Genomic DNA, 13,389 nt, shown 5'->3' with positions numbered 1-13,389 from the left:
CCGTCACGCCGGCGTCAGAGCAGGCGCGCGACGACGATCCCCCCGCGTGATGGCGAGCTGTCCGCGTCGCGTTCCGCACGCTCGCCCTCCTGCTCAGGAGCGCCCGGCGCACCGAGGTGCCGGCCGTAGCGCGCGGCAAGCTCACGCGGACTGTGCGCCTCTGCCACCCATCCGGCTTCCCGGAGCATCGCGACGGGGTCCGGGGGATTCGCGCGGGCCAGCAGGTCAGAGACCGGCAGCCCCGTCTGTGCGCTGAACGCGCGGAGTTTCTCGTCGAGCTCAGGTCCGGCCGGGAGCGGCACCGCCCGCTCGATCACCGCGGTCGACCCCACAGCCGACAGCGACACGATCGTGGACAGCACCGCGTGCTGCGCCTCGGCCGACAGGTACGGCAGCAGGCCTTCGACGATCCACAGCGTCGGTTCGTCGGCGTCGAAACCCTGCGCGCGAAGCGGTGCATCCCACGCGATTGACACATCGACGGGCAGCGGATGCCGCTCCCGCAGCGGCTGCGCGCCGCCTGCCTCGAGAACTCCCTGTTTGAACTCCAGTGTTGCGGCGTCGTCGAGTTCGAAGAACGGCGCGTGGTGCGCCAGCGTCAGGCGGTACGCCCGCGTGTCCAGGCCCGCGCCGAGGATGACCACCTGCTGCACATCGGCTTCGTCGGCCATGACGTCGTCGATGAACCGGGTGCGCACCCCGATGTACACGGAGGCGTGCAGCAGCGGCTGCTGGAAGGGCGACACGTCCTCGCCCGGTGCCGGCCACCGGGTCGGCAGATCCAGAGTCGTGCTCGCTGCGGCGACGAAAGCGGATGCGAACGGGTCGAGCACCAGGGCGTCGGGGCGCGTCGTCTCGACGGCGCGGCACGCCGCCACGGCCAGGGCCGTCGCGTTGACCTCTCCCCCGCCTCCTGTCGGCTTCGTCGCCGCCGTCATCGCCGTCCCCGTGTGCGCATGCCTGTCATCATCGCACCCCGGGCCGGTCGGCGTCGCGTCGCTAGGCTTCGCGCCCGCTCACCGTCATCGCGACCCTGGCCCGCTCCCCCAAGAGCTCCCGGGCGACCTCGGGAACGGGAATCTCGCCGTACCAGTGCCCGGCAGCGGGATCCCTGTCGTCGACGAGGTCGGCATCCGTCGGTTGCCAGTCGCGGAGCGCGGTACTGATCCGGGTGTTCCACGCCGCCCAGGTTCGTGGCCGGGAGCGGGTGTTGCCCGGCTGGATGTCGACCAGGAGGATGTCGCTCCAGTCGGCGGCCTGCTCCAGGTGATCGTCGAAGAAGAAGCGTCCGTGCTCTTCCCGCACCGAGATGAGGCTCAGTTTCAGCGCGTGCCGGAGCGTGGGCACCGCCGTGCCGCTGTTCATCATCGGCCGCGGCGCCTTCGTCGACAGGAACGTCGTGAACAACGGTTGGGGCGTGTCGACGGAGTCATGGCCACCGCGCCGTTCGACGAGCACGGGACAGTAGTGGTCGGCGGTCTGTTCGTGCACCAGCACGGGCAGACCGCGGATGGCCAGGCCGACCTCCATCTGGAAGTCGACGTCGTCCGCCGCATTCCTGCCGACGTCGAGCCCGAGGAGTTCCACCTTGACCTCCACGTCGCCGAAGAGGAAACGCTGCAGGTTCTGGTAGCCCTCCTCGGAGTTGACGATGCCGTAGCGGCCGCTGTGGCTGCGGTACACGATCGCCCGGTGCGCGTTCCTGACGGCGGCGTTCTCGATCTGCACCAGGCCGTCGCTGCGCGCTCCGACGGCTTTCGACGACATTCCCAAGGCCACGTCGTAGTCTTCGGGGTTGGACCCGACGAGGCAGAACAGCCGACTGAGGGGGAACCCGTCGTCGGGCATCGACGTGGCGCTGAACTTCTCCGGGGCGCTCTCGCCGCGGGAGGCGCCCGGGGTCAGGTACTGGTACATCCGGTCGGGCCCGAAGATGTCCGAGCCCTGGAAGCCGGTGGCGTCGCGGATCCGTTCGAGGAGGCCGTGGCCGATCGCGAAGCTGATGCCGCCGTGCGGCGTTGCGTAGGTGAACACCCGCGACACGTAGTCAGCTGCCGCGGCGGGATCGGGAGTGCCGTCCTCCCGGGGATGCGCCTCGGGAATCACCCGCTGGAGAACGCTCCGGCAGATGAGGCCGCCCATCGAGTGCGCGACGAGGAACACCTTCGGGGCGCCGGTCTTCTCGCGCACCAACCGGATCAGGGCGAACAGGTCGCTCGCGGCCTTCTCGAGTGAGAAGTCCGCCGCGTTGTCGGCGAACGTCGAGGCCGACACGTCGTAGAAGCGGTGGATCCAGACGGTTGCGGCGTCGACGGAGCTGTCGTCGGCCTTCTGCAGGTAGACCCGCTGGTCGCCATAGACGGGCACCTGGTATCGGTGGTCCGTCATCAGGCGCAGGAGCGGGGACTCGAACTGGTAGAACTGCGGCTGCCCGCTGCCATCGGCGCGAACGTGCACCGAGCCCTGGCTGAAGCCGTAGAACGGATCGTCGACCGCCGAGTTGATCTGCGCTCCGCTGCCGGCGAAACCCCGGACATAGATGATGGGCAACCTGCCATCGCCGTCATAGGTCATGACCGTATCGATTCTTCAAGGAGACCTTGAGACCGAGAGTACGCCGGAATCACCGGGCCGTCACGCCCCGAGAGTCGAAGGTCACACCGCGTTGTGCGTGAACCGGCCGGCGAGCAGGGTCGCGGCAACGGTCATCCGCCTGAGCTCGTCGACGGATGCGTCGAGCGGGTCGGTCTCGATGATCGCGAGGTCGGCCGCATCGCCGACCGCCACGACCGTTCGGCCGCGCGTGCTGGCGGCGAGCGCCTCCGGCACCGTGATGGCCTGTTCCGGGTGCCAGGCCTCCCGGCCGTCCCGGGTGCGGCCGACCGCGGCGGCGATGGTCACCCAGGGGTCGAGCGGTGCGACGGGCGCATCCGAGCCGAGCGCGAGCCGGGCCCCGGCATCCAGCAGCGCCCGCAGCATGAAGGCGTGCGAGGTGCGTCCCGCCCAGAAGTGGTCGGCGACGTCACGGTCGTCCAGCGCGTGCTCGGGTTGCACGCTCGCCACGATGCCGAGTCGGGCGAACCGCTCGATGTCGGCTGGCCGCAGAAGCTGGGCGTGCTCGATGCTGCCGGCGCAGCCGAGCTCCTCGAACGCGTCGAGCGCGAGCGCGTTGGCCTGGTCTCCGATCGCGTGCACGGCGGGCAGCAGGCCCGCCGCCACCGCGAGGCGCACATTGGCCAGCAGTTCCTCCGGTGGCACGGTGAGCTGCCCGCGGGCGTCGACGGTACCCTCCAAGCCCGGGTATTCGTCGAAGCAGTAGGCGGTGCGCGTGTTGAGGGAACCGTCGGTGATCACCTTGTACGGGCCCACCGAGAGCAGCCCCCGGGTGCCGGCGATGCGCTGCCCGGTGCGGAGGCCGAGGCCGATGGCCCGACGCAGATCCTGCGTGTAGACGCCGAACTCCACGCGCAGGGAATCGGTGCCGCTGTGGATGCGCCGCTCCCAGGCGCCGAGGTTCCACGCCATCTCCAGGTCCACGACACCCACTACGCCGCGGGCGGCCGCCGCCTGCGCGGCGGTCTGCACCCACCGGTCGAGCGTCGCATCGTCGACCGTGTTGATGACGCGTTCGATGCTGAACGCATCCTCCTCCCGCAGCAGCCCGTCGGCACCGGCGGTGAAGCCATACTGCGCGAGGGCAGCCGAGTTGAGCCAGCAGCAGTGCAGGTCGGCACTCACCAGCACGACCGGCACGCTCCCGGCAGCGGCGTCGAGCGCCTGCACACTGGGCGGGTCGGCCCACAGTCCGTCACGAAACCCGAAACCGACGAGGGTCTCCCCCGCCGCCGTCGCGTCGGCCCGCACCGCGACATGGCGCGCCGCCTCCGCCGCGGATGCCGCCGCCGAGACATCGAGGCGCCGTGTGGTCAGCGCCCACTGGTTCATGTGCACGTGGTTGTCCCACAGTCCCGGGATGACGTACCGGCCGTCGAGGTCCACCGTCTCGCCGGCTGCCCTGCGTTCACCGGCCGGGCGCATCGCCCGCACGACGCCGTCGGCGATCTCCAGGTCCACGGGGGCGCCGCCGGGCAGCCGCCCGTTCTGCAGGAGCAGGGTCACCGGGCGCGCCGCTCGCGCACGCGGCGCATCTCCCCGGCGAGCGCGGCACTCGCGTACGGCCCGGACCCCTCCAGTTCGCCGATGATGCGCTCCACCGTCTCGGCCGGTTTGTTCTGGCTCATCTTCTCCTTGGCGACGACGCGTGTGACCTCGAGGCGGAACCCGACGGTTCCGGCGGCGATGCGTGCCGCGTAGTCCGCGTTCTCGATCGTGCCGTTCATGCGACGCGGCTGCGGCATCCGCTCTTCGAAATGGTCGACGAGGGCGGCCAGCACCTCGAGGTTCTCGTCGTCGCCGAGCAACTGCGGCACCCCGTAGAGGTGGGCGACCACGAAGTTCCAGGTGGGCACGGCCGGGTTCGCGTCGTACCAGCCCGGCGAGATGTAGCCGTGCGGGCCCTGCACGATCACGAGCAGCTCGTGCCGGCCGAGTTCGTGCAGCTGTTCGTCGGGCCGGCCGACGTGACTGAGCAGCACCACGCCGTCGCGCGACTCGTCGAGGATCACCGGGTAGTGCGACGCGACCAGCCCGTCAGCGGTGTGGCTCACCATCGTCACCCACGGGTTCTCCCGCACCAGCCGCTTGAGCTCGTCGGGATCGCCGAGAACGAAGCTGGGGTTCTGTCTCATCGGTCTCCTCGGCGGGGCTCGGGCATCAAGCGGATGCCTCGGCTACTTCTGGCAATACGGGCACCAGTACAGCTTGCGGGCGCCCATCTCCTCCAGGGTGATGTGTGTGCCGCACACGCGGCACGGCAGCCCCTCGCGCTTGTACACCCAGTGCCGGTCGGCGCGGTTCGCCATCGCCCGCACGTAGTCGTCATGGTCGAGGTCGTCCATGGTCATCATCTGTCCGGTCTCCACGCCGATGCGCAGCAGGTGGCCCCAGTCGCGCCACAGGTGCCGCACCACCTCGTCGGAGAGCGACTTCCCCGGGGCGTGCGGGTCGATCCGCGCGCGGAACAGCAGTTCGGCGCGGTAGACGTTGCCGATGCCCGCCACGACGGCCTGGTCCATGAGCAGCAGCCCGATCGGCGTGGGCTTGCGGCGCACGACGCCCACGAACCGGTCCTCGGCCTCCTGCGACCCGTCGAGGAGCGGGTCGGGCCCGAGTTTCGCGATCACGGCGTCGACCTCGTCGGGGCGGAGCACCTCGCAGGCGGTCGGCCCGCGGAGGTCGGCCGACACGGCATCCGTCAGCAGGCGCACCCGCACCTGCCCCACCGGTTCCGGCGGGAACGTGTCGAATGCGCCCGTCTCCTTCTCCTGCTCCGCCATGCGCACGCGTGTTCGCCGGGGCGCCCCGATCGAGTGCATCGAGTTCTCGCCGGCCCGGTCGAAGATGCGCTCGTCGCCCTCTCCGTCACCAGCGGCATCAGCGGTGGCGTCTGCGGGAACAACGTCGAGGATCGTGCCGCGCTGGTTGGTCTGCCCCATGCGGCCGTTCGCCGATGCGATCGTGGCGTCCATGATGATGTCGCCGGCGAAGTCCCACGCTCCGTACATGCCCAGGTGCACGCGCAGCCACAACCCGTTGTCGAACTCGAGGAACATCTGCTTGCCGACGGATTTCGCATCCGTCATGATGTGGCCCGAGATCTGCGCGGCGCCTTGCGCGAACCGGCCCTGCGGGGAGGAGACGGTGACCGGCTTGCCGACGAAGTTGCGGGCGAACTGGCGGGTGATGCGGTGGACGGAGTGGCCTTCAGGCATGGCTACTGGTCAACGCCCTTGCCGAGGATGTCGCGGGTCGCCTCGTACTCGGCCAGCTGTGCGATGCGCCGCACGTGCCGTTCCTCACCGGTGAACGGCTCGGCGATGAACGCGTCGATGAAGCTGATGGCCTCCTCGAGCGTGTGCTGGCGGGCGCCGATGGAAATGACGTTGGCGTCGTTGTGCTGGCGGGCGAGCACGGCCGTGCTGTGGTTCCACACCAGGGCGGCGCGGGCGCCGAGCACCTTGTTCGCGGCGATCTGCTCGCCATTGCCGGATCCGCCGAACACCACCCCGAGCGCGTCGATGCCCGCGGCCCGCTCGCGAACCACCGCGTGGGCGGCGTTGATACAGAACGCCGGGTAGTCGTCGAGTGCGTCGTAGGTCGCCGGTCCGTGGTCGATGACGTCGTGGCCGGCCTCGGTGAGGTGGGCGCTGAGCTGCCGGCTGAACTCGAGGCCGGCGTGATCGGTGGCGAGGTGAATGCGCATGGCAGAAGTCTATTCAGCGGATGCCGAGGGCGGCTTTCACGATGCCGAGCGCTTCGGCGGGTTCGATGGCGAGCTCCCGGGTGCGATCGGCGTAGGCGGTGGCGGCCAGTTGCGCCTGCTGCACCGACGGGTCGCCGAGGGTGGCGATGAAGGAGCCCCTGCGGCCGCGGGTCTCGATGATGCCGTCGTGTTCCAGCTCCCGGTACGCGCGCGCGACCGTGTTGACGGCGAGACCCAGCTCGTCGGCCAGCGAGCGAACCGTCGGCAGCTTGTGCCCCGGCGCCAGGTCGCCGGCGCGCACCGCCTGCAGGACGTGGGTGCGCAATTGCTCGAACGGCGGGGTGGCGCCGTGCGGGTCGATGCTGAGCTGCAGGCCTGTCGCGTTCATCGGTTCTCCCCGGTCCCGGCGGTGCCGATCACCACTGTCGCGTCCCACTCCTCGGAGCTGACGATGCGGGCCGTGAGTCCCGCGTGCTCGAAGATGGCCGCCGCGACGGGCGCCTGGTCGTCGCCGGCCTCCACGAGCAGGTGACCACCCGGGGCGAGCCAGTCCCGGGCGCCGGACGCGACGCGGCGCTGGACGTCGAGGCCGTCCCGCCCGCCGTCGAGCGCAGCGGTTCCCTCGTGCAGGCGCGCCTCCCGCGGCATGGTGGCGATCGCGTCGCTCGGCACATAGGGCGTGTTGGCCAGGAGCAGCTGCACCCGCCCGCGAAGCGCCGTCGGCAGGGCGTCGTACAGGTCGCCCTGGTACACCCGGGCGGGGTCGAGATTGCGGCGGGCGCAGGCGACGGATGCGGCGTCGATGTCGGCGGCGAACACCTTCGCCGTTCCGGCGAAACCGGCGACGAAGGCCGCGCCGAGTGCGCCCGAGCCGCAGCACAGGTCGACCACGACGGGTGCGGCCCATCCGCTGGCGAGCGTGATGGCCTGCTCGACGAGGAACTCCGTGCGGCGGCGAGGCACGAAGACGCCCGGGTCGACCTGGATGCGGAGGCCCGAGAAGGCGGCCCAGCCGAGCACGTGCTCGAGCGGGGTGCCGTCGACGCGCTGGGTGAGCATCCGTTCGAGGGCGGCCGGTGTGGCCGCCTCGGCCAGCAGCAGCGCCGCTTCCTCCTCGGCGAAGACGCAGCCGGCGGCGCGGAGGCGCGCGACCACGGCGGCTTCGTCGGCGGCGGTGTGCGCGAGGGGCATGCGTGCTGTCAAGCGAGCACCACGGCCCCGGATGGCTCGATGCGCCAGCCTGGGTTGTGCGCGATCTCCCAGATCAGGCCGTTCGGGTCGGTGACGTGGGCGTGGTAGATGCCGCCGAAGGCGCCGTCCCGGGGCGGGGTCCGCACGGTGCCGCCCGCGGCCGAGAGCGTCTCTACGACGCGGTCGACGGCGGTGCGGCTCTCGACGTTGTGCGACAGCGTCAGGCCCGAGACGCCGGTGGCGCCTGCGTCGCCCAGGTCGTCGGCGAACTTCACCGCGTCGAAGAGCCCCAGCACGACACCCGGCGCCACCTGGAAGAAGACGATCTCGCCGGGGACGTCGACGAGCGCCTGCCAGCCGAGGCCGTCCACGTAGAAGCGCCGGGCTGCGTCAAGGTCGAGTGTCGAGCACGTGATGAAGTGGACTGCCTGGTTCATCGGTTGCCCCTCTTCTTGCCCGCGGAACGCGTCAGGCGAAGCTCGGGCCGCGGGTGCGGCTGCGCTTGAGTTCGAAGAAGCCGTCGTATGCGGCCGCGGCGACAACGCCGTCCCAGAGGGTGAGCGCCTGCTCGCCCTTGGGCGCCGGTGAGATGACCGGCCCGAAGAACGCCACGTCGTTCACGGCGATGACGGGCGTGCCGACGTCTTGCCCGACGCGGTCGATGCCCTCGAAGTGGCTGGCCCGCATCTGCTCGTCATATTCGTCGCTATCGGCGTACGCCGCGAGATCCGCCGGCAGGCCCGCCTCGGCGAGCGCCGCGGGGATCACCTCGTCGGGATCGGTCGAGCCGCCCGGGTGGATGCGCGTGCCGAGGGCATCGTAGAGGCGCTTCACGACCTCCTGGCCGTGCCGTTCCTTCGCGGCGGTCACCAGGCGGGTGTACTTGAGGGCGCGCGGGAAGAAGGCGCGGTAGTCGTCGCTCACGTCCTTGTCCTCGTTCAGCACGGCGAGGCTCATCACGTTCCAGGTGACGTCGAGGTCACGGTGTTCCGCCACCTCGTCCACCCAACGCGACGTCATCCAGGCCCAGGGGCAGGAGGGATCGAACCAGAACTCAACGGAATCAGCCATGCCTCCAGCCTATGCTCCCCCTCATCCACGTCGAACGGCATTGCGCCGCCCCACCCGGTTCTGCGACCGTTGGAGCCGCGGGAGACGAAGGGCCCGCGCGCAAGCGTCGCCGATTGAAAGGAACATCGTGGAGATCCCCCGTGGCGAGGCCGTCAGAGATGTCGAGCACGGCCGGCGGTTGGTGGTGCGCGGGGGGATGCATCTGGACGATGCCGGCCGCCTGACGGAGACGGACATCGTCATCCACGGCAACGTCATCGCGGACATCGGGCCCGGGTGTGCCGACCGTTACCCGCACGCTCAGGCGATCGATGCCCGGGGCTGTCTCATCCTCCCCGGCTTGGTGAACGCCCATACGCATTCCTACAGCCAGCTGTGCCGGCACGACGGCGCCGGGCTGCCGCTCGAGCCCTGGATGATGTACGCGTGGGCTGCCACCGCCGGCCGCACGCGGGAGGAGGTGAAGCTCACCGCCCAGTTGCAGGCCATTGAGGCCCTCCGGACCGGGACGACCTCACTCCTCGACCATCTGGGCGGCGCAGTCCAGCATCAGGAGGCGGCCCTGGAGGCGTACGAGGAGATCGGGATCCGGGCGCGGGTCGCACCGATGATCTCCGACGTTCCGCTGCCGCAGACGATCGGCGTGGCCGACGAGGACTGGCCCGCCGCAGCCCGCCATCGCGACCCCGTGTTCGCCCAGCCGGCCGGCGACGACCTCATCGACGCCACCCTCGACCTGCACCGTTCCTGGCACTCGCCCAGCGGTCGCACCGGCGTTATGTTCGGCCCGTCCTCACCCCAGCGCTGCACGCCCGCCATGATGGCCAGGATCGCCGCGATCTCACGGGAGTCCGGCATCCGTGTTCACACCCACCTGCAGGAGACCCGGGTGCAGGCGTCTCTTCCCGCGCCGCGGGGCGCGTCGGGCTGGCTGGAGGTGATGGATCAGCACGGGCTGCTGACGCCCCTGCTCAGCACGGCCCACAACGTCTGGCTGACCCGGTCCGATCTCGACGTGCTCGCCGAACGCGGCGTGACCCTCGTGCACAACCCGCAGAGCAACCTGCAACTGGGCAGCGGGATCGCCGAGCTGGCCGCGTGGCGGGGTGCGGGTGTCGACGTGGCCCTCGGCACTGACGGCGCGAACTGCGGCGGTTCCCTGGACATGGTCAATGCCATGCGATTCGCGCTGCTGCTCCACCGCCCGGGCCGGCGCGACCCCGCGAGGTGGGAGACGCCAGCCTCCGTGCTGCACCTGGCCACGCGGGGCGGGGCTGGGCTCCTCGGCCTGGCCGCCGGGCGGATAGCCGTCGGAGCCCTTGCGGACCTGTCGGTCTTCTCTCTGGAGCAGCCGGTGTACGCCAGCGGGGAGGACCCGCTCGCCACGCTCATCCTCAGCAGTTGGGACCACTCTGCGCGAACCGTCATCGTGGACGGCGACCTGGTCGTGGCAGACGGACGGCTCACTCGCATCGATGAGGCCCAGGTGATCGGCCAGGCCGCCGAGGCCCGCCGCGAGCTCCTCGCGCGGAACGCCCCGCTGGCCGACTATGCGCGCGCCCAGGAGCAGTTCCTGATCGAGGTCGCGGCCCGGGCGGAAAGCCCTCGGCCGCTGATGCCGATCGACTGACCCGGCGCCCGGCCGGCACGTCGAGCGGTCCGGCTGGAGGCATCAGCCACACGACGTAGAATTCTCGGATGAGCTCGGAGACCCTCGCCCCTGCCGGATCGGGCATCGACCCCCGCGACCTCGAGGCGACCCTCCGTGTACTGGCGTCGCTCAGCGACATCGACCCGGAGCATCCGGATTTCACCACCGTGCGGCAGGCGACAGCGAAGATGTTCAAGTCGGTGAAGACCGTGCGCCGCGCCGAGAAGCGCCTCGCCATCGCGGATGCCGACCGTTCCGTCATCGCCGCCACGGCCACCGGTGCTCCCACCCGAATCGACGACGAGACCCGCGGGGCGCAACTCACGCGCGGCACGGAGGCGCCGATCGCCGGCGAGCTCCTCGTCGCCCGCCCCTGTTACATCTGCAAGCAGCGGTACACGCTCGTCGACTCCTTCTATCACCAGCTCTGCCCGAGCTGTGCGGCCATGAGCCACCAGAAGCGCGACGCCCGCACCGACCTCACCGGCAAGCGCGCCCTGCTCACCGGCGGCCGGGCCAAGATCGGCATGTACATCGCGCTCCGGCTGCTGCGCGACGGCGCGCACACGACGATCACGACGCGATTCCCGCGGGATGCCGTGCGCCGGTTCACCGCAATGCCCGACTCCGCGGACTGGCTGCACCGGCTCCGCATCGTGGGCATCGACCTGCGTGACCCCGCCCAGGTCATCGGCCTTGCCGACTCGGTCGCCGAGCAGGGGCCGCTCGACATCCTCATCAACAACGCCGCCCAGACGGTGCGCCGCTCCCCCGGCTCGTACTCCCCGCTCGTCGAGGCGGAGCAGTCGCCGCTGCCCGACGGGCCGCTGCCGGAGATCGTGACCTTCGGGCACACCAGCGACGCGCATCCGCTGGCACTGGCGGCGTCGGTCGCCAGCCACCCGATCCTCGCCGCCGCGGCGAGCTCCGGCACGCTCACAGCGGATGACCTCACCAACCTGGCCTTGGCGCCCGGCTCCTCGTCGCTCGCGAAGCTGGCCGACGGCACCGCTATCGACGCTGGCGGGCTCGTGCCCGACCTGCACCACGAGAACAGCTGGACCGCGAACGTTCAGGACGTGGACCCGCTGGAGATGCTGGAGGTGCAGCTCTGCAACACGACGGCGCCGTTCCTGCTGGTGAGCCGCCTGCGGGCGGCGCTGAAGGCATCCGCTGCCCGGCGCACCTACATCGTGAACGTGTCGGCGATGGAGGGCGTCTTCGGGCGCGGGTACAAGGGGCCGGGGCACCCCCATACGAACATGGCCAAGGCTGCCCTCAACATGCTCACGCGCACCAGCGCGAAGGAGATGCTGAGCGACGGGATTCTGATGACGAGCGTCGACACCGGCTGGATCACCGACGAGCGTCCGCACCCCACCAAGGTGCGCCTCGCCGAGGAGGGCTTTCACGCCCCACTCGACCTCGTCGACGGGGCGGCGCGCGTATATGATCCGATCGTGCGCGGCGAAGCGGGCGAGGACCTCTGCGGCGTGTTTCTGAAGGATTACGCTCCCGGCACCTGGTAGGTAGGAGCACCGACAAGCGAGGGAGCAGCAATGAAGGCGATCCGGATCGAGCGATACGGCGACGCCGACGTGCTTCAGCGTCAGGAGGTACCGGTTCCGCAGCCGGGTCCCGGCGAAGCCCTGGTGAAGGTCGCCTTCGCCGGCATCAACTTCATGGACGTGCACACGCGCCAGGGGAAATACGAGACGTCGCGAACGTACCCGGTGCGCCTGCCGCTCACCCTTGGCATGGAGGGTGCGGGAGCGGTCGAAGCGGTCGGGCCGGGCACGAACCGCGTGCAGCCCGGGGACCGAGTTGCCTGGTGCATCTCCTGGGGATCGTATGCGGACTTCGCCGTCGTACCGGTCGAGCGCCTCGCCATCGTGCCCGACGAGCTCGACCTCGACCTGGCGGCCGCCTCGATCTTCCAGGGCTCCACCGCCCACTACCTCACCCATGATGTGGGCCGGCTCGGACCCGGCAGCACGTGCCTGATCCACGCGGCTTCGGGGGGAATCGGCCAACTGCTGATCCAGTTTGCCAAACGACTGGGCACCACGGTCTTCGCGACGACCAGTTCCGAGGAGAAGGCCGACGTCGCCCGACGTCATGGCGCAGACCACGTCTTCCTGTACGACGGCGGCCGGTTCGCCGACAAGGTTCGCGAGGCAACCGACGGCCGAGGTGTCGACGTCGTCTTCGATGCCGTCGGAAAACCCACGCTGCGCGACAGCTTCCGGGCGACGCGCATCCGCGGTCTGGTGGTCAACTACGGGTCGGTCGGCGGTTCGCTGAAAGACCTCGACCCGATCGAGCTCGGTGAGGCGGGGTCGCTGTTCCTGACCCGTCCGCGTCTGGCCGACCACCTCGCCGACGCCGAAACCGTGCAGCGACGAGCGGATGACGTGTTCCGCGGCCTGCTCGACGGTTCGCTGTCGATCGAGATCACCGGCCGCTACGGCTTCGACGAGGTCGAGAAGGGGCTCGCCGCGCTTGAGGAACGCCGCCAGATCGGCAAGGCCGTCCTCGACCTGCGCGCCTGATTCCGCTGGATGAGCGCCACGCTGGCGCCCATCAACGCTGCGATCCGAAAGGGTGCGTCTTAGAACGGCGGCGGTGCGTGGGGGTCGAGGGGAGGCGGTTCGGCTGTGCGGGACGCCGCGGGTGGTTCGGTCCGTTCGGCTCGCTCGGACGTCGCGGGTGGTTCTGACTCTTCGGCTGGTTCGCTCCGTTCGGTTGGTTCGCTTCGTTCGGTTGGTTCCGGCGGCCCGGCGGGTTCGGTCGCCCCGGCCGGTTCGGCCGGCGGGTTTTGGCTTCGCATTCTCACGGCGGGTTCGGTGCGGTGCACGCGGCCGGTGGGGGTGGTCCATTCCAGGGTGCCGCCGCCGTGTTGTTTCACTTTCCAGGCGGTGAGGTGTTTGAGCTGGTGGCAGGGTTCGCAGAGGACGGCGAGGTTGGCCGCGTCGGTGGGTCCGCCGTGGGCCCAGTCTGTGGTGTGGTCGATGTCCGCGTGGGTGGCGGGTCGTGTGCAGCCGGGGCGGCGGCAGGTCTGGTCGCGTAGCCGCAGCCACCGTTTGAGGTCTTTGGGGACTTTGTATTTCGTCTTTCCCATGGAGAGCACCACCCCGGTCTCGGGGTGGGTGAG

14 protein-coding genes are annotated in these 13,389 nt (G+C 70.2%); 3 read left to right on the top strand and 11 right to left on the bottom strand.

Features of this window, described 5'->3' with window-relative positions; genetic code table 11:
* Positions 1 to 14: 14 nt before the first annotated feature.
* The 10 genes from EEJ31_RS12280 to EEJ31_RS12235 all read right to left on the bottom strand — a co-directional run bounded on the left by EEJ31_RS12280 (position 15) and on the right by EEJ31_RS12235 (position 8,584).
* Entirely contained in the window at positions 15 to 938 is a 924-nt protein-coding gene (locus tag EEJ31_RS12280) for an SAM-dependent methyltransferase (RefSeq protein ID WP_123046586.1), read from the bottom strand.
* Positions 939 to 999: 61 nt separating this feature from the next.
* Positions 1,000 to 2,574 (bottom strand): esterase/lipase family protein, encoded by a 1,575-nt coding sequence (locus tag EEJ31_RS12275; RefSeq protein ID WP_123046585.1) that lies wholly within the window; start codon positions 2,572 to 2,574, stop codon positions 1,000 to 1,002.
* Positions 2,575 to 2,655: 81 nt separating this feature from the next.
* A complete protein-coding gene (locus EEJ31_RS12270) occupies positions 2,656 to 4,119 on the bottom strand; it encodes an amidohydrolase (RefSeq protein WP_325049348.1) in 1,464 nt (487 codons plus the stop codon).
* Entirely contained in the window at positions 4,116 to 4,748 is a 633-nt protein-coding gene (locus EEJ31_RS12265) for an FMN-binding negative transcriptional regulator (RefSeq protein ID WP_123046584.1), read from the bottom strand. Before EEJ31_RS12265 ends, EEJ31_RS12270 begins: the two co-directional genes overlap by 4 nt.
* Before the next feature lie 42 nt (positions 4,749 to 4,790).
* Entirely contained in the window at positions 4,791 to 5,831 is a 1,041-nt protein-coding gene (locus tag EEJ31_RS12260) for an Fpg/Nei family DNA glycosylase (protein WP_123046583.1), read from the bottom strand.
* 2 nt (positions 5,832 to 5,833) lie between these two features.
* Positions 5,834 to 6,322 carry a ribose-5-phosphate isomerase gene (locus tag EEJ31_RS12255; protein WP_123046582.1) on the bottom strand — a complete coding sequence of 163 codons (489 nt, stop codon included), beginning with the start codon at positions 6,320 to 6,322 and terminating at the stop codon, positions 5,834 to 5,836.
* Between the two features lie 13 nt (positions 6,323 to 6,335).
* Positions 6,336 to 6,710: a GntR family transcriptional regulator gene (locus tag EEJ31_RS12250; protein WP_123046581.1), complete on the bottom strand. Its 375-nt coding sequence runs from the start codon at positions 6,708 to 6,710 to the stop codon at positions 6,336 to 6,338.
* Positions 6,707 to 7,513, bottom strand: coding sequence for a putative protein N(5)-glutamine methyltransferase (locus tag EEJ31_RS12245; RefSeq protein WP_123046580.1), 807 nt, complete (start codon positions 7,511 to 7,513; stop codon positions 6,707 to 6,709). Before EEJ31_RS12245 ends, EEJ31_RS12250 begins: the two co-directional genes overlap by 4 nt.
* A gap of 8 nt (positions 7,514 to 7,521) precedes the next feature.
* Positions 7,522 to 7,950 (bottom strand): VOC family protein, encoded by a 429-nt coding sequence (locus tag EEJ31_RS12240; protein WP_123046579.1) that lies wholly within the window; start codon positions 7,948 to 7,950, stop codon positions 7,522 to 7,524.
* Between the two features lie 31 nt (positions 7,951 to 7,981).
* Positions 7,982 to 8,584: a mycothiol-dependent nitroreductase Rv2466c family protein gene (locus EEJ31_RS12235; protein ID WP_123046578.1), complete on the bottom strand. Its 603-nt coding sequence runs from the start codon at positions 8,582 to 8,584 to the stop codon at positions 7,982 to 7,984.
* Between the two features lie 127 nt (positions 8,585 to 8,711).
* Between EEJ31_RS12235 and EEJ31_RS12230 the strand changes: the two genes are divergently transcribed.
* From EEJ31_RS12230 to EEJ31_RS12220, 3 genes are all read left to right on the top strand, one after another.
* Positions 8,712 to 10,214 carry an amidohydrolase family protein gene (locus tag EEJ31_RS12230; RefSeq protein ID WP_158603956.1) on the top strand — a complete coding sequence of 501 codons (1,503 nt, stop codon included), beginning with the start codon at positions 8,712 to 8,714 and terminating at the stop codon, positions 10,212 to 10,214.
* A gap of 68 nt (positions 10,215 to 10,282) precedes the next feature.
* A complete protein-coding gene (locus EEJ31_RS12225) occupies positions 10,283 to 11,764 on the top strand; it encodes an SDR family NAD(P)-dependent oxidoreductase (protein WP_123046576.1) in 1,482 nt (493 codons plus the stop codon).
* A 30-nt stretch (positions 11,765 to 11,794) separates the two neighbouring features.
* Positions 11,795 to 12,787 (top strand): quinone oxidoreductase family protein, encoded by a 993-nt coding sequence (locus EEJ31_RS12220; protein WP_123046575.1) that lies wholly within the window; start codon positions 11,795 to 11,797, stop codon positions 12,785 to 12,787.
* A gap of 59 nt (positions 12,788 to 12,846) precedes the next feature.
* Here the strand turns inward: EEJ31_RS12220 and EEJ31_RS14020 are convergent, their stop codons facing one another.
* A complete protein-coding gene (locus EEJ31_RS14020; protein ID WP_233563882.1) occupies positions 12,847 to 13,356 on the bottom strand; it encodes an HNH endonuclease signature motif containing protein in 510 nt (169 codons plus the stop codon).
* Between the last annotated feature and the right edge of the window lie 33 nt (positions 13,357 to 13,389).

It is taken from the genome of Cryobacterium tepidiphilum (assembly GCF_003716325.1).
GTDB lineage: Bacteria > Actinomycetota > Actinomycetes > Actinomycetales > Microbacteriaceae > Cryobacterium > Cryobacterium tepidiphilum.
Note: the sequence above shows the minus strand (reverse complement) of the source record. Positions and strands in the feature narration are given on the sequence as shown.